Origin of the sequence: Aeromicrobium jepli (assembly GCF_047246605.1) — a bacterium.
Classification (GTDB): domain Bacteria; phylum Actinomycetota; class Actinomycetes; order Propionibacteriales; family Nocardioidaceae; genus Aeromicrobium.
The window spans coordinates 382,551-404,665 of the sequence record NZ_JBFOKO010000002.1 but is presented as its reverse complement, the minus strand read 5'-3'; the positions used below and the strand labels follow the sequence as shown (position 1 = coordinate 404,665).

Annotated in this window: 15 protein-coding genes; 7 read left to right on the top strand and 8 right to left on the bottom strand. The window is 73.0% G+C overall.

Annotated features, from left to right (window positions below; all coding sequences use genetic code 11):
• The first annotated feature begins 23 nt into the window (after positions 1–23).
• The 4 genes from AB3M81_RS05585 to AB3M81_RS05570 all read left to right on the top strand — a co-directional run bounded on the left by AB3M81_RS05585 (position 24) and on the right by AB3M81_RS05570 (position 6,497).
• Positions 24–2,948 carry a vitamin B12-dependent ribonucleotide reductase gene (locus tag AB3M81_RS05585; RefSeq protein ID WP_412902913.1) on the top strand — a complete coding sequence of 975 codons (2,925 nt, stop codon included), beginning with the start codon at positions 24–26 and terminating at the stop codon, positions 2,946–2,948.
• Between the two features lie 104 nt (positions 2,949–3,052).
• A complete protein-coding gene (locus AB3M81_RS05580; RefSeq protein WP_412902912.1) occupies positions 3,053–4,219 on the top strand; it encodes an NAD(P)/FAD-dependent oxidoreductase in 1,167 nt (388 codons plus the stop codon).
• A 68-nt stretch (positions 4,220–4,287) separates the two neighbouring features.
• On the top strand, positions 4,288–4,914 hold the full coding sequence (locus tag AB3M81_RS05575; protein WP_412902911.1) for a TetR/AcrR family transcriptional regulator: 627 nt from the start codon (positions 4,288–4,290) through the stop codon (positions 4,912–4,914).
• The gene (locus AB3M81_RS05570) at positions 4,911–6,497 is read left to right on the top strand and encodes an MDR family MFS transporter (RefSeq protein WP_412902910.1); all 1,587 of its coding nucleotides are present in this window, start codon (positions 4,911–4,913) and stop codon (positions 6,495–6,497) included. Before AB3M81_RS05575 ends, AB3M81_RS05570 begins: the two co-directional genes overlap by 4 nt.
• A 1-nt stretch (position 6,498) precedes the next feature.
• On the opposite strand, the gene recD is transcribed toward AB3M81_RS05570, so the two are convergent.
• Genes recD through recC form a run of 3 tightly spaced genes read right to left on the bottom strand, consistent with a single transcriptional unit; the run spans position 6,499 to position 14,773 of the window.
• Positions 6,499–8,187 (bottom strand): exodeoxyribonuclease V subunit alpha, encoded by a 1,689-nt coding sequence (recD, locus tag AB3M81_RS05565; protein ID WP_412902909.1) that lies wholly within the window; start codon positions 8,185–8,187, stop codon positions 6,499–6,501.
• Positions 8,184–11,486, bottom strand: a complete 3,303-nt coding sequence (locus AB3M81_RS05560) for a UvrD-helicase domain-containing protein (protein WP_412902908.1) — start codon at positions 11,484–11,486, stop codon at positions 8,184–8,186. Before AB3M81_RS05560 ends, recD begins: the two co-directional genes overlap by 4 nt.
• On the bottom strand, positions 11,483–14,773 hold the full coding sequence (recC, locus tag AB3M81_RS05555; RefSeq protein WP_412902907.1) for an exodeoxyribonuclease V subunit gamma: 3,291 nt from the start codon (positions 14,771–14,773) through the stop codon (positions 11,483–11,485). The genes AB3M81_RS05560 and recC overlap by 4 nt, the downstream gene beginning before the upstream one ends.
• Positions 14,774–14,923: 150 nt before the next feature.
• Here recC and AB3M81_RS05550 point away from each other — a divergent pair, with 150 nt between their 5' ends.
• Both AB3M81_RS05550 and AB3M81_RS05545 read left to right on the top strand, forming a co-directional pair.
• Positions 14,924–15,319 (top strand): hypothetical protein, encoded by a 396-nt coding sequence (locus AB3M81_RS05550; protein ID WP_412902906.1) that lies wholly within the window; start codon positions 14,924–14,926, stop codon positions 15,317–15,319.
• A complete protein-coding gene (locus tag AB3M81_RS05545; protein ID WP_412902905.1) occupies positions 15,319–16,179 on the top strand; it encodes a serine/threonine-protein kinase in 861 nt (286 codons plus the stop codon). The genes AB3M81_RS05550 and AB3M81_RS05545 overlap by 1 nt, the downstream gene beginning before the upstream one ends.
• A 281-nt stretch (positions 16,180–16,460) precedes the next feature.
• Here the strand turns inward: AB3M81_RS05545 and AB3M81_RS05540 are convergent, their stop codons facing one another.
• From AB3M81_RS05540 to AB3M81_RS05520, 5 genes are read right to left on the bottom strand one after another with little or no spacing between them, the layout of a single operon-like run.
• Complete coding sequence (locus AB3M81_RS05540) at positions 16,461–17,828, bottom strand: HNH endonuclease signature motif containing protein (protein WP_412902904.1); 1,368 nt, start codon at positions 17,826–17,828, stop codon at positions 16,461–16,463.
• A gap of 20 nt (positions 17,829–17,848) precedes the next feature.
• Positions 17,849–18,508: a response regulator transcription factor gene (locus AB3M81_RS05535; RefSeq protein WP_412902903.1), complete on the bottom strand. Its 660-nt coding sequence runs from the start codon at positions 18,506–18,508 to the stop codon at positions 17,849–17,851.
• A 1-nt stretch (position 18,509) separates the two neighbouring features.
• Entirely contained in the window at positions 18,510–19,886 is a 1,377-nt protein-coding gene (locus AB3M81_RS05530; protein ID WP_412902902.1) for a sensor histidine kinase, read from the bottom strand.
• Positions 19,887–19,913: 27 nt separating this feature from the next.
• The gene (locus tag AB3M81_RS05525; protein WP_412902901.1) at positions 19,914–20,246 is read right to left on the bottom strand and encodes a hypothetical protein; all 333 of its coding nucleotides are present in this window, start codon (positions 20,244–20,246) and stop codon (positions 19,914–19,916) included.
• Between the two features lie 53 nt (positions 20,247–20,299).
• On the bottom strand, positions 20,300–20,791 hold the full coding sequence (locus AB3M81_RS05520) for an Lrp/AsnC family transcriptional regulator (RefSeq protein ID WP_412902900.1): 492 nt from the start codon (positions 20,789–20,791) through the stop codon (positions 20,300–20,302).
• 119 nt (positions 20,792–20,910) lie between these two features.
• Here AB3M81_RS05520 and hppD point away from each other — a divergent pair, with 119 nt between their 5' ends.
• The gene (gene hppD / locus AB3M81_RS05515; protein WP_412902899.1) at positions 20,911–22,110 is read left to right on the top strand and encodes a 4-hydroxyphenylpyruvate dioxygenase; all 1,200 of its coding nucleotides are present in this window, start codon (positions 20,911–20,913) and stop codon (positions 22,108–22,110) included.
• Positions 22,111–22,115: the final 5 nt, after the last annotated feature.

Below are 22,115 nucleotides of genomic sequence, written 5' to 3'. Positions count from 1 at the left end.
ACGCACCACGACAGGAGCACCACATGACCGAGACGGTCGGCGGAACCCCCGCATCCGCCCCTCGCGCCCGCAAGTCCGCCGCCAAGGGCGGACTGAAGATCGAGCGCGTCCACACCACCGAGGGTGTGCACCCGTACGACGAGGTCACGTGGGAGCGTCGCGACGTCGTCCAGACCAACTGGAAGACCGGCGAGACCGTCTTCGAGCAGCGTGGCGTCGAGTTCCCCGACTTCTGGAGCCTCAACGCCTCCACGATCGTCACCACGAAGTACTTCCGCGGCGCCGTCGGCAGCCCCGAGCGCGAGGCGAGCCTGCGCCAGCTGCTCGACCGCGTCGTGCTGACGTACGTCAAGGCCGGCAAGGACTTCGGCTACTTCGCCACCGACCGTGACGCCGAGATCTTCGAGCACGAGCTGACGTACATGCTCCTGCACCAGATCTTCAGCTTCAACAGCCCGGTGTGGTTCAACGTGGGCACGTCCAGCCCGCAGCAGGTCAGCGCGTGCTTCATCTTGGCGGTCGACGACTCGATGGACTCGATCCTGAACTGGTACCGCGAGGAGGGTCTGATCTTCAAGGGCGGCTCGGGGGCCGGCCTCAACCTGTCGCGCATCCGCTCGAGCAAGGAGCTGCTGCGCTCGTCCGGCGGCACGGCCTCGGGCCCGGTGTCGTTCATGCGCGGCGCCGACGCCTCGGCCGGCACCATCAAGTCCGGTGGCGCCACGCGTCGCGCGGCCAAGATGGTCGTCCTGGACGTCGACCACCCCGACATCGTCGAGTTCGTCGAGACGAAGGAGCGCGAGGAGGAGAAGATCCGCGTCCTGCGCGACGCCGGCTTCGACATGGACCTGGGCGGCTCGGACATCACGTCCGTGCAGTACCAGAACGCCAACAACTCCGTCCGCGTGAACGACGAGTTCATGCAGGCCGTCGAGGAGGGCACGAACTTCGGCCTGCGCGCCCGCACCACGGGCGAGGTCATCGAGGAGATCGACGCGCGCGAGCTGTGGGGCAAGATGGCCCAGGCCGCGTGGGCGTGCGCCGACCCCGGCATCCAGTACGACTCGACCATCAACGACTGGCACACCACGCCCGAGTCCGGCCGCATCACCGCGTCGAACCCGTGCTCGGAGTACATGCACCTGGACAACTCCAGCTGCAACCTCGCCAGCCTCAACCTGATGAAGTTCCTCACCGACGAGGGCACCTTCGACACCGAGAAGTTCGTCAAGAGCGTCGAGTTCATCATCACCGCGATGGACATCTCGATCTGCTTCGCCGACTTCCCGACCGAGGCGATCGGCGACACGACGCGCAAGTTCCGCCAGCTGGGCATCGGCTACGCCAACCTCGGCGCCCTGCTGATGGCCTCGGGCCTGGCGTACGACTCCGACGGCGGCCGCGCGCTCGCCGCGTCGATCACGTCGCTCATGACGGGCACGTCGTACCGTCGCAGCGCCGAGCTCGCCGGCGTCGTCGGCGCCTACGAGGGCTACGCGGCGAACGTCGACGGCCACCAGCGCGTCATGCGCAAGCACCAGGCGGCCAACGACGAGATCCGCACGAAGCACGCCATGGACATCGCCGTGCAGAAGGAGGCCACCAAGCAGTGGGCGGCCAACCTGAAGATCGGTGAGAAGAACGGCTGGCGCAACTCGCAGGCCTCGGTCCTGGCGCCCACCGGCACGATCGGCTTCATGATGGACTGCGACACGACCGGCATCGAGCCGGACTTCTCGCTGGTCAAGTTCAAGAAGCTCGTCGGCGGCGGCTCCATGCAGGTCGTCAACCAGACCGTCCCCAGTGCGCTGAAGAAGCTCGGCTACACGGGCGAGACGATCGAGGCGATCGTGGAGTACATCGCCGAGCACGGTCACGTCATCGACGCGCCCGGCCTGCGCCCGGAGCACTACGAGGTCTTCGACTGCGCCGTCGGCGAGCGGGCCATCAAGCCGATGGGTCACGTGCGGATGATGGCGGCCTGCCAGCCGTTCCTGTCCGGCGCGATCAGCAAGACGGTCAACATGCCCGAGACCTCGACGGTCGAGGAGATCGCCGACGTCTACTTCCAGGGCTGGAAGCTGGGCCTCAAGGCGCTCGCGGTCTACCGCGACAACTGCAAGGTCGGCCAGCCGCTGTCGGACGCCAAGGCCAAGAAGGCCGACGCGCCGAAGGCCGAGGCCGAGGTCAAGGTCGTCGAGAAGATCGTCGAGAAGCCGATCCGTCGTCGTCTGCCGAAGTCGCGCCAGTCGATCACGACCAGCTTCAGCGTCGGTGGCGCCGAGGGCTACATGACCTCGGGTGCGCACGACGACGGCACGCTGGGCGAGATCTTCCTCAAGCTCGGCAAGCAGGGCTCGACCCTGGCCGGCGTGATGGACGCGTTCTCGATCGCCGTGTCGATCGGCCTGCAGTACGGCGTGCCGCTGGAGACGTTCGTCAGCAAGTTCACGAACCTCAAGTTCGAGCCCGCCGGCCTGACCGACGATGCCGACGTCCGCATGGCGCAGTCGATCATGGACTACGTGTTCCGCCGCCTGGCGCTGGACTACCTCGATTTCGACACGCGCTCGGCCATGTCGATCCACTCGGTCGAGGAGCGCCAGCGCTACCTCGACACCGGCTCGTACGAGCCGCTCGAGGGTGACGGCACGACGGCCGCCGAGCTGGTCTCGGACGAGCCGGCCGCCGCCACCTCCGGCGCCACGGGCGAGGCTGCGGCCGAGCTCAAGGCCGAGGCGCAGGTCGCCGACGCCCAGGCGGTCGAGGTCCAGATCGAGACGGCGCGCCCGGTCACGGGCCAGGCCCACACGTCGGCCGAGCTGCTCGAGGAGATCACCGGCGCCGCGGTCGACAGCCCGCTGTGCATGACCTGCGGCACGAAGATGCGTCCCGCCGGCTCCTGCCACGTGTGCGAGGGCTGCGGCAGCACCAGCGGCTGCAGCTGATCGTCGCGCTCCCGCGCTGAGGGGCCGCACTCCGACCGGAGTGCGGCCCTTCGCCGTCCCCGAGGACCATGGCGTCCGTGCGCTTCGGGGCGCACGATGGGCAGATGGACCACGTGGTGTTCGTCGGGGCGGGACTGGCGGCGGCGAAGGCGGTCGAGCGACTGCGCGACGAGGGGTACGACGGAGCCGTGACGGTGGTGGGCGCCGAGCCGCACCTGCCGTACGAGCGGCCGCCGTTGTCGAAGGACCTCCTGCTGGGCCAGCAGGCCGACCCCACGGTGCTGGCGCCCGGCTGGTGGGGCGAGCACGGCGTCACGCTGCACACCGGGGTGCGGGTGACCGAGATCGACCGCCGAGGTCGCCGCGTGCGGCTCGACCCGGGGGAGTGGCTCGACTACGACACCCTCGTCCTGGCCACCGGCGCGGAGCCGCGCGTCCCGGACCTGCCCGGTGCCGGCGGGGCCCTCTACCTGCGGACGCTCGAGGACGGGGGCCGCCTGCTCGAGGTGCTCCGCGGCGGCGGCCGGCTCGCGATCGTCGGCGCCGGCTGGATCGGTCTCGAGGTCGCGGCGGCGGCGCGCAGCCACGACGTGGAGGTCACCGTCCTGGAGGCCGCTGTGCTGCCGCTCGCCGCGGTGCTGGGTCCCGAGCTGGGCCGGCACCTGGTCGAGCTGCACCGCTCGCACGGCGTGGACCTGCGCACGGGCGTCACGGTCGAGGCGGTGCTCGAGGACGGCGTCAGGACCTCGGACGGCGTCGTCGAGGCCGACCACGTGCTGGTCGCGATCGGGGCGGTCCCCGCGGTGGGACTGGCCGAGCGGGCCGGCCTCGCGGTCGACGGCGGCATCGTCGTCGACGAGCGCTTCCGCACGTCCGACGCGAACGTCCTGGCGATCGGCGACGTCGCCAACGCGATGAACACGCGGCTCGGGCGGCGACTGCGCGTGGAGCACTGGGACAACGCGATCCGCCAGGGCCGCGCCGTCGCCGACGTCCTGCGCGGCCGCGACGCCGTCCACGACTGGCTGCCGTACTTCTACACCGACCAGTTCGAGTTCTCGATGGAGTACGTCGGGCGCTCCGCCCCGGACGACCGCGTCGAGATCCGCGGCGACCGGGACGCGAACGAGTTCCTCGCCTACTGGCTGGCCGCGGACGACACCGTCACCGCCGCCATGAACGTGGGCGTCTGGGACGTCAACGACCGGCTGCGGTCGATGGTCGGGTCGAGGATCGCCCCGGCCGACCTGCCGGGCCCGAGCGGGGAGTGACCAAGCACACGGCCTGCTGAGCTGTGTTGCATTCGTGCATTCCTTGCACGAGTGCATAGAATGCAGTTATGCAATCCGAAGCCGTCAGCCCGCTCGTCGCCGAGCGGCAGCGACGCACCTGGACGGCCATCCACCGCGCCGCCGCGGAGGCCACGCTGCAGCGTGGTCCCGGCGACGTGACCGTCGCCCAGATCGCCGAGGCCGCCGGTGTCTCCCCCCGGACGTTCTTCAACTACTTCGACTCCAAGGAGGACGCCATCATCGGCGTCCAGGCGCCCCAGCTCACCGCCGAGACGCTCGCCGCCCTGCGTGAGTCCACGGCCGACCCCGCCATCGTGCGGGTGTGCCGGCTGGTGACCGAGGTCGCCCGCTCCACGATCGGCCCCGGGGTCGACATGGAGCAGCGCCGCGCGCTCACCGCCGCCCATCCGCACCTGCGGAGTCGGTCCACCGCGATGTTCGGCGAGGCCCGCAAGATGCTGATGGCCCGCCTCGTCGACGACGTCGAGCCGACGTGGTCGGGGATCGAGGGCCTGCCCTCCGACCCGGACCACGCGCGGGCCCTGCTGCTGCTGGCCAACGGCATCGTCCAGCACGCCTGGCTCACCGACACCGACCTGCTCTTCTCCGACCGCGACGCCGCCTTGGCGGCCTCCATCGACACCTTCCGAAAGGTCACCTCCACCGCGCTATGACTAACTCGACCATCCCCACCGACGCGCACCACCGGCGCACCGTCCGCCTGGTGTTCGCGGCCCTCATGCTCGTCATGCTGCTCGCGTCCCTCAGCCAGACGGTCCTGTCGACCGCGCTGCCCACGATCGTCGGCTCGCTCGACGGTGCCGACCACATCGCGTGGGTCATGACCGCCTACCTGCTGGGCATGACCGTCACGATGCCGATCTACGGCCGCCTCGGCGACCGCCTCGGTCGCAAGCCGCTGCTGCTGCTGGCCATCACGCTGTTCTCGATCGGCTCGCTCGTCGGCGCCCTCGCGCAGGACATGAGCGTCCTCATCGCCGCGCGCGCCGTGCAGGGCCTGGGCGGCGGTGGCCTGATGGTGCTGTCGCAGGCCGCGATCGCCGACGTGGTGCCCGCCCGCGAGCGCGGCAAGTACATGGGCATCCTCGGCGCCGTGTTCGGCCTGTCGTCCGTCGCGGGCCCGCTGCTCGGCGGCTGGTTCACCGAGGGACCGGGCTGGCGCTGGACCTTCTGGATCAACGTCCCGCTCGGCATCGTGGCGTTCGTCGCCGTCGTCCTGCTGCTGCAGAAGCCCGTCGTCGAGCGCGCGAAGACCCGGGTCGACCACCTCGGCATGGCGCTGCTCGCGATCGCGACGAGCGCGCTCATCCTCGGAGCCACGTGGGGCGGCCACCAGTACGACTGGGACAGCCCGCAGATCATCAGCCTCGCCGTCGTGACCGTGGTGGGCGCGATCGCGTTCGTGTTCGCGGAGCGCCGCGCGCAGGAGCCGGTCATGCCGCTGAGCCTGTTCCGCGACCGCAACTTCAACCTCACGACGGTCGGCGTCATCATCCTGGGCGTCTGCATGTTCGGCTCGCTGTCCTACCTGCCGACCTACCTGCAGATGTCGGTCGGCGTCGACGCCACGCACGCCGGCCTCATGATGATCCCGATGATGGGCGGCATGCTCGTCACCTCGATCGTGGTGGGCCAGGCCGTGAGCCGCACGGGCCGCTACCGCTGGTTCCCGATCCTGGGCGCCGTCGTGACCGGCCTGGGCCTGCTGCTGCTGTCGACGATCGACATCGGCGACTCGCGCTGGCAGATCGAGGGCTCGCTGCTGGTGCTGGGCATCGGCATCGGCCTGGGCATGCAGGTGCTGACGCTCATCGTGCAGAACTCGTTCTCGCACCGCATCGTGGGCACCGCGACCGCCGCGAACAACTACTTCCGCCAGGTCGGCGGCACGTTGGGCGCCGCCGCGGTCGGCTCGATCTTCACGTCGCGCCTGACCGATTCGCTCTCGCGCCAGCTGCCCGAGACCGGAGCGTCCGGTGGCGGCTCGTCGTCGCTGACGCCCGACTCGGTGGCCCAACTGCCGCAGGCGCTGCACGACATCGTCGTGGGGGCCTACAACGACGCGCTCATGCCGATCTTCCTGTGGCTCGCGCCGTTCACGCTGGTCTCGGCCGCGGTGCTGTGGTTCGTGCACGAGAAGCCGCTGCGCCACACGATCGAGGCCGCCCGCAAGGACGAGTCGATCGGCGAGCAGACGCTCGACGCGGCGGAGGCGATGACCGGCGCCGAGCGCTGACTCAGCGCGCTGCCTGACGGGCGGCGAGTCGCTCCACGATCCCGCTGGATCGGGCGACTCGCCGCCCGACTGCCGTCCGGATGTCCTCGGGCGTGCCGATCACCGTGACCGCGTCGACCGCGCGCGTGATCGCCGTGTAGAGCAGCTCACGCGTCATGGCGCGCGAGTCCCCGCCGGGCAGGAGCACGGTGACGTGGCCGAACTCGCTGCCCTGGCTGCGATGGATCGTCATGGCGTAGCCGGTCTGGACGTCGGGCAGGCGGGACGGGGCGAGCTCGCGCACGGGGCTGCCGTCGATCGCCACGACGGGGCGGTCGTCGCGCTCGAGCACGACGCCGGCGTCGCCGTTGAAGACGCCCAGCGGCGCGTCGTTGCGGGTGACGAGGACGGGACGGCCGGGGAACCACTCGGCCCAGCCGACGTCCTCGCGCAGCCGCTCGACCACGCGGTCGTTCCACGTCGAGGCGCCGAAGGGGCCGTCGCGGTGCGCGCACAGCAGCCGGTGGCGGCCCAGCAGGGCGAGCGCGGTGCCGGCGTCGCCCGCGCGCCCCGCGGCGACGAGGTCGCGCGCGACGGGCAGCATCGCGGACTCGAGCACCGCACCGGCCCGGGCCGGATCGACGAGGCTCATCGACGGCTCGCCCGACGTGAGCAGCTGCAGTGCGGTGTCCGCGTCGCCGTCGCGCACGGCGGCGGCCAGGCGGCCGATGCCCGCGCCGAACCGGTGGCTGCGCGTCAGTCGGACGACGTGCCGCTCGGACCAGCCCGCGACGACGTCGTGCAGGACGGCGCCGGCCTCGACCGAGGCCAGCTGGTCGGCGTCGCCGACCAGGATGAGCCGGGTGTCCGGGCGCAGCGCCTCCAGCAGCCGCGCGACGTTCTCCAGCGAGGCCATCGAGGTCTCGTCCACCACGACGACGTCGTGCGGCAGCCGCCGCGTGCGGTCGTGGCGGAACCGCGTGCGGTTGTCGGGGCGGAAGCCCAGCAGGCGGTGCATCGTCGACGACGGCAGCGACGTGAGCCAGTCGCGCTCCTCGCCGGTCAGCGGCAGCCGGCCGGCGGTGGTGGCGACCGCCTCGCGCATGCGCGCGGCGGCCTTGCCGGTGGGCGCGGTGAGGGCGACGCGCAGCGAGCGGCCGCGCGTGGCTAGGGACTGCGCCTGCAGGATCGCCAGGACGCCGGCGACGGTCGTGGTCTTGCCGGTGCCCGGGCCGCCGGTCAGCACGATCGTGCCGACGCGCGCCGCCTGCTCGGCGGCCGCCCGCTGGTCGGCGTGCTCGGCCCCCGGGAAGAGGCGGTCGAGGTCGGCCGCCAGCAGCGACTCGTCGAGGGCGGGCACCGTGAGCGCCGCCCGCGCGGCGAGGTCGTCGCACAGCGCCACCTCGAGCTCGCGGTAGCGGTCGAGGTACAGCAGGTCGTGCTCGACGAGGAGCACGCGGCCGAGTCGGCTGCGCCGGACGGCGTCCAGCAGCACGGACGGCTCGGGCCAGGTGAGCCCGGGGATGTCGGGATCGTCGGCCGGGTCGAAGCACGTGGAGCCCAGCCGGACGGCCCGCACGGCGAACGCGAGGCCGAGCAGGGCGACCGGGTCGGACTCTCCGCAGATCGCCCCGAGGCGCGCCGTGACGAGCGCGTCGCCCCGGGTGAGCACCTCGGCGGTGACGAACGCGTCGATCGTGGCCGGCGTCATCGGGCACCTCCGTCGAGCAGGTCGGACAGCGCCAGCACCAAGGACGCGGGCGGCCGCCACGAGAACACGCCGTGCGGCACGCCGTCCACCCGCGGCGCGTCGGCGCCGGCCAGCCCGCGCACGTACAGGTAGAGCACGCCGCCGAGGTGCTGCTCGGGGTCGTAGCCGCGCAGGCGCCAGCGCAGGACGCGGTGCAGCACGACGGCGTAGAGCAGTGCCTGCAGCGGGTAGGTCCCCGAGTTCATGGCGGCGGCGAGCGCGTCGGGCCGGTACGCGGCGACCGTCAGCGGCTCGTCGGCGGGGCCGAGCCAGTTGGTCTTGTGGTCGACGACGAGGAACCGTCCCGACGGCAGCCGCAGCGCGAGGTCGATGGAGCCGGTCAGGTAGCCGCGCAGGGACTGGTCGGCCAGGCCGGGGGAGCGCAGCCGGGCCGCGAACGGCCGGATCGGGTCGTCGGCCGCGAGGTGCCGGTCGAGCAGGTCGGCGACGTCGGCCAGCCGCGCCACGGTGGGCACGGGACGGTCGCCGCCGCCCAGCGGGATCTCGAAGTCGAGCTCCTTCCACTGCGGCGTGGCCAGCAGTGTGGCGAGGTCGAGGTCGTCGGCGAGCGGGCCCAGCGGCGTGGACAGGACGGCCTCGAACGCGCGCACCGCGGTCTCCACGTCGAGCTCGACGGGCCACAGCGCCAGCTGCTCGCCGATCCGCTCGCGCAGCTCGGCCGCGAGGTCGGGCGCGGTGGGGTCGACCTCCTCGAGCACGCCGTGGACGAGGCTGCCGAACGTGGCGCCCTTGGGCAGGTCGGTCATGGGGGAGGGGCGGGCGTCGGCGACGGGCGCGTCCGGAACCACGAGCTCGACCTCGTCCGTCGTGGCCTCGTCGGGGGTCTCGGTGCCGACGTGCGGTGCGTCGTCCTCGCGGGTGAGCCCCGTGTACGAGGTGCGGCGCCAGGCCGTGTCGAGCGTGCGGTCGAACCGGCGGACGTCGAGGTCGCCGGGCTGCTCGGGCGCGGCCGGCGGCTGGGCGGTGCGCTCGCCGACCGGCTCGACGACGGGACCGCCCGCCTCCTGCCAGCGCAGCAGGACCGCGCGCGCCGTCGCGTCGTCGGGCACCGAGGCGCGCTCGGGCACGTCCGCCGTGCCGAGGTCGCCGCGGAACAGCAGCCGGTGCAGGCCCGAGTTGCACGCGTCGCGCGTGGGCGCCCACCAGGCGACCAGCTGGGACTTGGCGCGGGTCATGGCGACGTACGCCAGGCGCAGCACCTCGCCGGCGTCCTCGGACTGCGCGAGCCGGCTGTGCTCGGAGAAGTCCGGATGCGTGGGCCCGCCGACGTCGAGGATGCGCGCGCCGGTGCCGTCGTGGAAGCGGGGCCGCTCCTCGCGGTCGGGCCGCCACCGGTTGAACAGGAACGGCAGGTGCACGATCGGGAACTCCAGGCCCTTGCTGGCGTGGATCGTGAGGACCTGCACGGCCTTGGCGTCGCTGTCGAGCCGGCGGGTGAGCTCGGCGGACTCGCCGCTCTCGGTGCGCTGGCGGCGCAGCCACTGGACGAGCCCGGACAGGCCCAGGTGCTCGCGCAGGGCCACCTCGTGCATGAGGTGCGCGACGTGGCGCAGGTCGGTCATGCGGCGGTACCCGTCGGCCCGCGCGAGGATGCGGGCCGCGAACGCCTCGTCGGTGAGCGTCTCGACGACGGCGGCCACGCCCCGCGCCGCCAGCAGGTCGGCCAGGTCGCGCACGCGCGTGGCGATGGCGTCGGTGAGCGGGTCGCCGCCCGCGACGAGCCCGGCGACGTCATGGCCCAGCAGGTCGGTCAGCGCGGCGGCACGCACGAGACCGGACCGCTGCGGGGACTCCATCGCCTCCAGCAGCGTGAGCCAGTCGTCGGCGGCGGCGCTGATGAGGACGTTGCTGCCGCCGCCGAGCACCGCCGGGATGCCGCGGCGGGCGAAGGTGCGCCGGACGAGGTCGGCCTCGGTGCCGGTGGCCACGAGGACCGCGACGTCGCCCGCCGCGACGGGCCGCGGGCCGGTGCCGGGGTCGTAGGTGGCGCCGGACGCGAGCAGCTCGGCGACGTCGGCGGCGAGGTCCTCGGCGATCCGCTCGCGGACCGGGCCGACGGCCATCGCCTTGGTGGGGACGTCCTGGTCCGGATCGCGCGTCACGACCCGCAGCCGGAACGGGTGCGGGTGCGGCAGTCCGCTGAGCCGGCTGTCCCGGTGCTGGGCGGTGACGGGCCGGACGGCGATGTCGCGGTGGCCGAGGCGGGCGCCGGCGAAGGTCTTGCCGAGCGCGTCCACGAGCGGGGCGTCGCTGCGCCAGTTGACCGGGAGGGTGCGGCGCTCGGTGGCCGTGGCGGCAGCCCGCAGGTACGTGAAGACGTCGCCACCGCGGAACGCGTAGATGGCCTGCTTGGGGTCGCCGATCAGGACCAGCGTGGCGACGCCGCGGAACGCGCGGTCGAGGATGTTCCACTGCACCGGGTCGGTGTCCTGGAACTCGTCGACCAGGACGACCTTCCAGCGACGGCGCATGAGCGCGCACGCGGGGGAGTCGGGCTGCTCCAGCACGGTCTCGAGGCGCTTGAGCAGGTCGTCGTAGTCGAGCAGGCCGAGCTCGCGCTTGCGCTGGTCGAGGCGCCGGCGCACGACCTGCGCGAACCGCACGCGGACGCCCGCGGGCGACTCGGGGTCGGCGTCGGTCGGCACGAGCGCCGCATGGGGGTCGGCGACGACGGCGTGGGCGAGCTCGCGGGCCTGGTCGTGCGTGAGCGCGGGATCGTCCTCGCGCGCGTACTTCGCGACGTAGAGGTCGTCGACGACCTGGTCGACGATCGCCGTGAGGTCGTCGGTCAGCTCGGCCGAGCCGTCGGAGTCGCCGGCCGTGCCGAGGCTGCGCAGGACGGTCTGGCAGAACTGGTGGGTCGTGGCGATCGTGGCGCCGTCGAAGTCGGCCAGCGCCGTCCGCAGCCGGGCGCGGCGCAGCGCGACCTCGGCGTCGGGCGCGTCGGTCAGCAGGCGCAGGAGCGGGTCGGAGCCCGAGCGGTGCGCGTCGGGCGCCGTGAGCGCGGCCTCGGCGGCGACGAGCTGGTCGCGCACGCGCTCGCGCATCTCGCGGCTGGCGGCGCGCCCGAACGTGATGACGAGCAGCTCGGGCAGGGTCACGACGCCCTCGGCGACGTAGCGGGTCACGAGCGCGCCGATCGTCCACGTCTTGCCGGTGCCGGCGCTGGCCTCGAGCAGCGTGGTCCCGGTGGGCAGCGGGTCGGTGATGTCGAATCCGGGCAGGTCCGGGTCGGTCACAGGGCCGCCTCCTGCTGGTGGTCGAGGGCGCCGTCCCACAGCCGCGGCGCCCAGCGCGTGAACCCGGCGTCGACGAGGTCGGCGAAGCGCGCCTTGCGGCCCCACACGCGCACGACCTCCTCGGTGTCCCGCTCGGGCGTGGGACCGAATCGGCGCGGCTCGCGGTGCCACTCGGCGGCGGCGATGCGCTCGGCCGCGCGGGGTCCGCGCGATCGCAGCTGGGAGGCGTAGAGGAACGCCAGCTCGACGGGCAGCGGCAGCGGCCGGACGAGGCCGGCGTCGCGCAGCTCGACGAGGTCGGCGAGCAGGCCGGGCGCGTCGCGCCGGTCGGCCGGTGCGCGGGTCACGAGCTGGGCGGTGCCGCGGCCGATCTTGCCCGCCGTGTGCGCGATCCACTCGTCCTCGGGACGCTGGGCGACGAGCGCGAGCAGGCGCACCCAGTCGCGCAGCCGGTGCCGCGCGTGGACGGTGGAGTAGGACACGGTGACGACGCGGTTCTCGTGGACGCCGTCGATCGTGCCGGTCAGCCGGCGGCCGTCGGGCAGCGCCACGTCGACGTCGACCGACGTCGCCTCACCGGCCCGCAGCGCCTCGGTCCCGGCCACGAGTGTCGCCACGCGCGTGCCCACGTCCGATCCCAGCGCGGCGCCGAGGCGGCCCGGCGGCAGCATGCCGGAGCGCCAGACGGCGGCCCAGGCGTCGTCGGCGGGGACGCCGCGGACGGCGGCGTCGAGCAGCCGCTGGCCGATCTTCCAGCGCTCGAGGCCGTCGAGCGTGATCGGCAGGTCCTCGTCGAGCAGGTCCTCGTCCCCGGGCAGCGCGACGTCGAGGCGCTGGCGCCAGAACGCCTTGACGGGGTTCTGCACGAACTGGACGAGCTCGTCGAGGCGCACGTCGCGCGGCTCCTCCCGCGGGAGGTCGGCGGCCAGGAACGGGGCGGGCTCGAGGCGCGGCCGCAGGCTCGCGCGGGCCCCGGCGAGCGCGGCCGGGTCGAAGCTGAAGGGCCGGCCGTCGCCGACGATGGCGCCGGGGCGCAGGTTGCGCGGGTCGAACGGCTGCAGCGGGTGGTGCGTGACGACGTCGACGTCGCCGGCGGTGCGGCGGACCTGGTCGAGCAGCTCGCCGAGCGGGACCGCGGGCGGCAGCGGCTGGCCCCGGTGCTCGTCGGCGCCGGTGTACGTGATGACGAGGTGCTCGGTGGCCGACATGACCGCGTCGAGCAGCAGCTGGCGGTCCTCGGCGCGCGGGTCGCGCTCGCCCGTGAGCGGGCGTCGGGCGAGGGCGTCGTCACCGTCCACGTGGGCGGTGCGCGGGAAGGTGCCGTCGTCGAGGCCCACGAGGCACACGACCCGGTGCGGCACCGAGCGCATCGGCACCATCGTGCAGACGGTGAGGCTGCCGGTGCGGAAGCTGGCCCGCGACGGGCGCCCGGACCAGCGGTCGCGCACGAGCGAGAGGACCTCGCCCGGCCGCAGCACCGTCGTGTCGTCGTCGAGCCGCTCGAGCTCGCGGTCGACCTGGTGACGCTGCCACGCATCGCGCGGGGCGACGTCGGTCAGCTCGGTCAGCATGTCGTCGAAGCGCCGCGACCAGCCGGCCATCGTGGCGCCCGTGCCGCACGTGGCGACCGCGCGCTCCAGCGCGTCGACGAACGTGACGAGCCGGCCGACGAGGTCGACGTCGCCGCTGGGCACGTCGTCGAGCGGCAGGACGTCGGCGACGGGTCGCGTGGGGTCCTCGGTGGCGGCGAGGCCCGTGACGAGCCGGTCCAGTCCGGCGCGCCACGTGTTCTGCGCGAGCGGCAGGCCGAAGCGGCGGCGGTGCTCGGCGTCGAAGCCCCAGCGCACCCCACTGGCCTCGACCCACGCGCCGATGCGCTCGACGGCGTCGTCGTCGAGGCCGAAGCGCTCGCGCACGGGCGCGCTGTCGAGCAGGTCGAGCACCTCGGCGTTCGTCGCGCGGCCGCGCCGGGCGAGCTCGAGGATCGCGACTATCAGCCCGAGCAGCGGGTTGGTGCGCGAGGCGGCGCGGTCGGCCAGCATGACGCGCAGCTGGTGCCCGGGGTGGTGCGAGGACTCGCCCAGCACCTCGGCCTGCCCGAAGGCGGCGTGGAACAGCGGCGCGTACGCCTCGATGTCGGGCACCATGACGAGGATGTCGCGCGGCTCGAGCGACGGGTCGTCCTGCAGCAGCCCGACCACGACGTCGCGCAGGACGTCGACCTGGCGCGCCTTGCCGTGGCACGCGTGGACCTGCAGCGACCGGTCGTCCGCGGCCGGCGGCGGACCGCCCTCGCCGACGGCGTCGGCGGCGACGTCGGCCTGCAGCCGGCCGAGCAGCGTGGCCGGGCGTGGCACCGGGGCGGCCGGATGCACGGTGGCGTCCGGGGCGACCTCGGCGAGCGAGCGCTGGAGCTCGCGGACGTCGCGTCCCAGCGCGGCCAGCAGGGGACTGCCGACGAGGTCGGCCGAGTCGTCCTCCTCGCGCGCCACCACGCCCGTGAGCCCGGCGAGCCGGTCCCACGCGACGGGGGAGGGGTGCGGCAGCCACAGGTGCACGTCGCGGTGCCGGGCCAGCGCGGCCAGCACGCGCAGCTCGCCCCACGGCAGCCGGTTGTGGCCGAAGAGGCTCACCCGGCCCGGGAGGTCCGCCGCGGCGGGGTCGTCCTCGAGCAGCGCGATGGCGGCGGCGATGCGCTCGTCGGGCGCGGGCGCGTCGATCACCGCGTGCACGCGGCGCCACAGCTCGGCCTGCCACCGCAGGTCGTCGGCCAGCGGCGCGCCCGTGCCGTCCTCGTCTCGGCCGGCCGTCCACGCGGCGGTCATCGCAGGACGCTGGCGCGCGTACGCGTGGAGCAGGTCGGCGGTGTGCCGGGCGACGCCGAGCCGCCGGTCGCGGCGCAGCTCGCGCTCTTCGCCGCCGAGGTGCTGGCCGAGATGCCGCGCGACGGTGGCGAGCCACGGCTGGTCCAACGAGCCCTCGAGGACCTCGAGCACGCGCCAGGTCAGCGCGTCCGGCCGCCACGGATCCTGGTCGTCGGTGCCCAGCAGCTCGGCCGCGATCGAGTGGGGGCGGGCGAACCGCACGCCCGCCGTGACGCCGTCCGTCCGCCCGGGAGCCGCGCCCAGGCGGTGACTGAGTCGCTGGGAGAGCCACCGCTCGGTGCCGAGGGCCGCGACGACGACCAGCTCGGTGGCGAACGGGTCGTCCGTCGGCTGCGCGAGCAGGTCGGCCAGGCCGTCGGCCAGCACGTCCGTGCGCTCGGCGCGGTGCAGGTGGAAGGTCATGTCGGGGTCAGTCTGCCGTGTGCGACCGACATCCGTGGTGCGCACACGGCGACGGCGGCCGGCGCGTTCATGAGAGTCCTCTCATGCGGGTCTCACGAGCACCTCACGGCGTCGGCCGAGAGTGGGACCAACACCGACCCAGGAGGACACATGAAGAAGAGCATCCGCGCCGGCATGGTCGCGCTGGCGGGCACCCTGGCCCTCACCACGGGCGGCGTCGTCGCCGCGCAGGCCGCCGTGGACGATCCCACCGATCCGGCCAAGCGCGAGGACTCGACGACCGGCATCGTGACCACGGTCGACGACACCGATCCCACGCCCGACCCCGACCCGGACGACCCGACCCGGAGCACGGTCGTGACGACCGCCGCCGCCGGGTCCACGGCCACGTCCGACGACGACGGCCCGACCGCCAACACGGTCGCCTCCCGCCAGTCGAGGGCGTCCAGGGCGTCCACGGCCTCGAAGTCCAGCCGCCAGAGCGCCCCGACGCGCAAGTCCGCCCAGACGGCCGCCTCGCGCCCGTCGGCGAACACCGCGCGCTGATGCTCCCGGCGGCGTCCACGCGCCCGGCCCCGGCGGACCTGCCGCCGGGGCTGCTCGGCCTGCGCGAGCTCGGCGGCGGCCTGCACCACGAGGTGTGGCTCGCGTACGACGAGGACCGCCTCGCACCCGTCGTGGTCAAGGTGCTGCGCCCCGAGCTGGTGGGCGACGCCGACGCGGTCGCCGGGACCCTGCGTGAGATCGAGGTGCTGTCGAGCCTCGCGCACCCGTCGATCGTGCGGATCTACGACTACGACGACGAGGCCGAGCGCCCCTACTTCGTCATGGAGCACGTCGACGGCCCGACCCTGTCGGCGCAGATCGGCCGCGACGGGCCGGTCCAGCTGCACCAGCTGCTGCCGCTCGCGCTCGAGCTGGCCGGCAGCGTCCACCACCTGCACCGGCGGGGCCTCGTGCACCTGGACGTGAAGCCGAGCAACGTCGTCATGGGCGCGCCGGCGAAGCTCATCGACCTGAGCCTCGCGCTCGACCTCGACACCGCCGCGGGCCTCGACCAGCCGGTCGGCACCGACCAGTACATGCCGCCCGAGCAGTGCGACCCGGTCGCGCGCGGCCCCATCGGCCCGGCCGCGGACGTGTGGGCGATCGGCGCGACGCTCTACCGCGCGGCCGTGGGCCACCGGGCGTGGCGCACGCGCGACGACGACCGCTGGCCCCAGCTGACCACCCCGCCCGCGCCCATGCCCGACTTCGTGCCCGTCCCCGTGCGCGACCTCGTGATGGACTGCCTCAGCGCGGACCCCGCCGCACGCCCGACGACGATCGAGCTGGTCGAGCGCGTCGAGCCACTCATCGCGGCCCTGCCCACCCCGCGGCTCTCGGGCTTCAGCCTGCGCCGCTGAGCCGCCGCGGCGACCCGGTGATCGAGTGCCGGGCGAGCGCCAGCGAGACCGGTGTATCGAGATCACGCTTGAGAGTGGTGGTTTCGATACGCGGCTCGTTCCTCGCCAGCTACTCAACCACCGGGTTCGCCCCCCCTCGGTGATCGAGTGCCGGGCGGGCGCCAGCGAGACCGGTGTATCGAGATCACGCCTGAGGGCGGTGGTTTCGATACGCCGCTCCTTCGTCGCGAGCTACTCAACCACCGGGTTGGGCGAGCGCTAGCGAGACTGGTGTATCGAGATCACGCCGAGATGGGCAGGGGGCGGTAGCGCCGGTTCTGTTGCCATTCGCCGCGGATCTTGAACTCGGGGATGCCCTCGGTGAACCGGATGGGGATGCCGACGTTGTGCACGTAGCGATGGTGGTGGGCGCACAGCAGCACTCCGGTGTCTGTGTTGGTCGGTCCGCCTTCTGACCAAGGGATCGCGTGGTGGGCTTCGCACCATCCCGGTGGTCGGTCGCACCCGGGATAGGCGCACCCGCCGTCACGTTGGGCGAGGGCCAAGCGTTGGGCTTCGGTGTGGAGTCGCTGTGCTCGACCGATGTCGAGTGGCTGGGACTTGCCGTTCATCACCATCGGCAGGATCGCCGCGTCGCACGCGAGTTTCCGCAGTTCGCCTGCACTGACCGGGGTGCCGAACTCCGTGACGCCCGCCCGGTCGGTCTGACCGCGCAGGGTCTTTTCGTCGACCGTCACGACGAGGGTGGCGGCCACGCCACCGTGGTTGCCGTAGGCCTCGCGGGGCAGGTGCCGCACGACCTCGGCGAACGCCTCACCGGCCGTCTCGACGGGCGTGAACGAGCCCTGCGACTCGCTCTGCTTGCGCGGTGCGGTCTTCGACTCGATCACCGCGCGCAGCACGTCCGCCGTGAGCTGGTCGGTCTTCCCGCCGAAGGGGACCAGGCCGGTCTCGTCGTCGGGACGGCCGATCCAGAACTCACTCAGTCTCCGCTGGGCATTCTCGTCCCGGGTCAGGCGGTCGTTCTCGATCCGGTCCGCCCGGGCCACGTCCACGATCTCAATCGCCCGGCGGGACTTCCGCCGGAGCTGCTCAGCCGACATCGCCTGAGCCGCCTCGGTCAGGTCGGCCTCGACCCGGTCGCGCTGCTCACGCGTCAGATCCGCCGGCAGGTCCGCCAACGCACCCGTCACGATGGCCGCCTTCGCCGTGCTCATGCCGGGCTTCGCCAACGCGTCCTTCACCCGAGGCGCGGCCTCGATTCGCTCGGCGAGCCGGACCTGTTGCGCGGCCTCGCGACGAGTGACGCCCGCCTCGCGCGCGACGAACCCGGTCATGTCGACCGCATCGGTTGTCTTGTGCGCCTGCTGACGGTTCGCCTCGGCCAGCAGCGCCATCTTCAACGCGGCGGCCTCCCGCTCGAGCGCCTGCACGGCGGCCGTCTCCGAAGCGAGATCGGCGGGGGAGAGGAGCGTGAGGTCTCGACGGCGCGCGTCAGCCAGGAACCGCTGTCCTGACTGAAGCCCACCGATGACGTTCACGAATCCCCCGATCCACCAAACTGTTGTTTCCGAGTCTATCGCATTGGGCCCAATGCGGCAAGCACTGATGCGATCTTGATTCCACCGTCTCGCTACGCTCGCCGGCACTCGATCACCGGGAGCCGGGGCTACTCGACGCGGTAGCCGACGCCGCGGACCGTCGTGATGAGCGATGCGCGCAGCTTCCTGCGCAGGTAGCCGACGTACACGTCCACGACGTTGGAGCCGGGGTCGAAGTCGTAGCCCCACACGTGCGAGAGCAGCTGCTCGCGCGAGAGCGCCTGCCCGCGGTGGCGGATGAGGACCTCGGCGAGGGCGAACTCGCGCGCGGACAGCTCGACCTCGCGGTCGCCCACGTAGGCCCGGCGGCTGCGGAGGTCGAGCCGGACGTCGCCGCTGGTGAGGTCGTCGCTGACGAGCGTCTCGCTCGTGGTGCGCAGCCGCAGCCGCACGCGGGCGACGAGCTCGGCGAAGCGGAACGGCTTGCTCATGTAGTCGGCGGCGCCGCCCTCGAGCGCGGCGACGGTGTCCGTGACGGAGTCGCGTGCGGTCAGGACGATGACGGGCAGCGGCGAGCGCTCCTCGCGCAGCCGCTCGAGCACCCGGTAGCCGTCCATGCCGGGCAGGCCGATGTCCAGCACGACGAGGTCGAACTCGCCGCTCATCGCGTAGTCGAAGCCCGTGACGCCGTCGCCGACGACCGTGGGCGTGAAGCCCTCGGCGCGCAGGCCCTTGGCGATGAACGAGGCGATGCGCTCCTCGTCCTCGACGACCAGGATCCGGCTCATGTCAGCGATCCTCGCCGATCGGCAGTCGCAGCCGGAAGACGGCCCCCGCGCCGGCGGGGGTGTCGTCGAGGGTCGCGGTGCCGCCGTGCGCGACGGCGATCGCGCTCACGATCGACAGGCCCAGCCCGAAGCCGTCGTGCGCGCCGGTCGAGGTGAACCGCTCGAAGATCCGGTCGCGCACGGCGGGGTCGACGCCGGGGCCGGAGTCGGCGACCCACAGCTCGACCTCCGTCGCCGAGGACCGCGAGCCGATCGTGATGGCGTCGCCCGGGCCGGTGTGGCGCACGGCGTTGTCCGCGAGCTGCAGCAGCGCCTGCGTGACGCGCTGGCCGTCGAGGTCGGCGGTGCCGTGCGCCGTCAGGTCGGTGCGCCAGTCCCGGTCCGCGAGGGCACGGCAGCGGGCGACGACGCCCTCGCCGAGGGCCTCGAGGTCGACGGGCCCGCGCTGGACGAAGTCGGGCCGGCGCGCCTTCGCCAGCATGAGCAGCTCGTCGACGAGGCGGGACATGCGGTCGATCTCGTCGAGCAGCAGCGCCCGGGTCGCCTCGACGTCGGCGGGGTCGTCGCGGTCCATGACCTCGAGGTGCCCGCGCACGACCGTCAGCGGCGTGCGCAGCTCGTGCCCGGCGTCGTCGAGCATCTTGCGCTGAGCGGTGAACGCCGCCTCCAGCCGGTCGAGCATCTCGTTGAACGTGACCTGCAGGTCGGTGAGGTCGTCGTTGCCGGTGACCTCGAGCCGCTCGTCGAGCGACCGAGCGCCGATCTCGCGCGCCGTGTCGCGCAGCCGCGTGATCGGGCTGAGCAGGCGCCCCGCGAGCCACGCCGACGCGGCCGCGACGACGAGGAGCGAGAGCGCCCCGACGAGCGCATACGTGGTCAGCAGGTCCGTGAGCGGCTCCTGTGCGAGCGTGCGGTTGCGCGACACGACGAGCGCCGCGGTCCGGTCGCCCTGACGGACGGGCAGCACGCCCACGCGGTAGTCGTCGCCGGCGGAGAAGTCGCGCAGGCCGCCCTCGTCCCGTAGGTCCTCCACGAGGCGGGTGAACGCGGGGGAGTCGAGCAGGTCCCGGTCCTCGTTGCCGATGTACCGGGGGCCGCCGGTCGTGGGGAACATCCACACGACCTCGCCCTCCTCGGGCAGGTTGCGGCCCAGGAACGCCAGGAGCCGGTCGTCGGCGCCGGCGGTCGCCTCGGCGCGCGTCGAGGCGCGGAACTCGGCGAACTCCTGGGCGATCGCGGCGTCGATGCCCTGGTCGATGCGACGCGACTCGACGACCCACATCGTCAGGCCGGCCGCGAGCAGGGCCACGCCCACGAGCAGGGCGATCGCGGTGATCAGCCGCTGACGGACCGAGACGGGGCCCCAGGGCCGCCTCACCGGCGTCCGTCCGGCCGGGACGCACGCTCAGTCGTCATCGTCGCTCCTGTCGTCCGGGTCGTCGGGCTCGTCCGGGTCGTCGTCATCGTCGTCGTCGTCGACGGGGCGCGGGCTGGGCCGGACGGGCTCGGGCGCCTCGCTCGCGGGGGGACGTGCCGTGGGCTCGGTGGTGGGGGCGCTCGTGGCCGGGGTGGGGGACGGGTCGCCCGAGGGGGACACGGCGCCCGCCGGGGTGAGGATCACCGGCTCGACGGGGTCGTCGCTGCCCTCGGCCGGCAGCAGGCGCGCCACCAGCAGCGCACCGAGCGCGAGCATGACGACGCCGAGCAGGCCGGCGACGACGATCGGGCGGGTGCGCATGGGCCCATTCTCCCGGTCGGGCCGCGCCGGGCGATGAGCGCTCGATGAGAGTCTCAGCGGAACGCCGGCGAGCGGCCGGGCGGGTCGGCGGCGCCCTTGCGCAGCATGGGCAGGACCCGCATGGGCACGAGCTCGGAGAGCACGATGACGCTGCTGGTGCGCGCGACCGAGCCCGACCGGCTGATGTGCAGCAGCGTGTCCTTGAGGTCCTCGTGCGACGTGGCCGCGACCCGGCACACGATGTCGGCGTCACCGCTGGTGATGAACGCCTCGAGCACGTTCGGCAGCGACTCCAGCTCCGCTGTCACGTCGGCGATCGAGCCCTGCACGATCTGCAGCGTCACGAACGCCTGGACGGGGTGCCCGGCGGCGGCGAGGTCGATGTCGGGCGCGTAGCCGGTGATGACGCCGGAGTCCTGCAGCTTGCGCAGTCGGGCCTGGACGGTCGCCCGCGCGACCCCCAGGGTCCGCGAGAGCTCGAGGTCGCCGACGCGCGGATGGGTGTGCATCGCCTCGATGAGGGCGACGTCCAGACGGTCCACCATTGCCCCAGCCTAGTCACTCTGCCCAGTTCCGGAACCCCGGAACTGGCGTGAATGTCCCGTCTGTCCACCTCGAGGTGGGCCGGTTGTCGTCCTGTCGGGACAAGTGTGTTCTGGATCACATGACCCTCGACCTCACGGACGCCGAACGCCTCGCCCACCTCGATCTCGAACAGCTCCAGCAGCTCGTCGGCCTCGTCGAGCACGACGCGACGCGGGACCCGTTCCCGGTCACCGGCTGGGACGCCATCGTCTGGGACGTGGGCAACGCGACGCAGTCGGCGCACTTCTTCATGTCGGCCTACGCGATGGACCTCGTGGCGTACTCCGGTCCCGAGACCGGCAACCGCGACCACCATGCCTACGTCCTCGCCAGCGGTGCGGTGCGGTTCGTGCTGCGCGGCGGCGTCGACCCGGACAGCCCGGTCATGGACCACCACCGCCGTCACGGCGACGGCATCGTCGACATCGCGCTCGAGGTCCCGGACGTCGACACGTGCATCAGTCACGCGCGGTCGGTCGGCGCGACGATCCTCGAGGAGCCCCACGACGTCAGCGACGAGTACGGCACGGTGCGCCTGGCCTCCATCGCGGCGTACGGCGACACCCGCCACACCCTCGTCGACCGCAGCCGCTACTCGGGCCCGTACCTGCCCGGCTTCGTCGAGCGGACCTCCACGATCAAGCGGCCCGAGGGCGCGCCGCGGCGCATCTTCCAGGCCCTCGACCACGTCGTCGGCAACGTCGAGCTGGGCCGCATGGACGAGTGGGTGGAGTTCTACCACCGCGTCATGGGGTTCACGAACATGGCCGAGTTCGTCGGCGACGACATCGCCACCGAGTACAGCGCGCTCATGAGCAAGGTCGTCGCGAGCGGCAACCACCGCGTGAAGTTCCCGCTCAACGAGCCGGCCATCGGCAAGAAGAAGTCGCAGATCGACGAGTACCTGGAGTTCTACGGCGGCCCGGGCGCGCAGCACCTGGCGCTCGCCACGAACGACATCCTCGCGACGGTCGACTGGCTGCGCGACGCCGGCATCGAGTTCCTCAACACGCCGGACTCCTATTACACGGACCCGCAGCTGCGCGAGCGGATCGGCGAGGTCCGCGTCCCGATTGAGGAGCTGCAGAAGCGCGGGATCCTGGTCGACCGCGACGAGGACGGCTACCTGCTGCAGATCTTCACGAAGCCGATCGGCGACCGCCCGACCGTCTTCTTCGAGCTCATCGAGCGGCACGGCTCGCTGGGCTTCGGCAAGGGCAACTTCCAGGCCCTGTTCGAGGCGATCGAGCGCGAGCAGGCGAAGCGCGGGAACTTCTAGGGGCG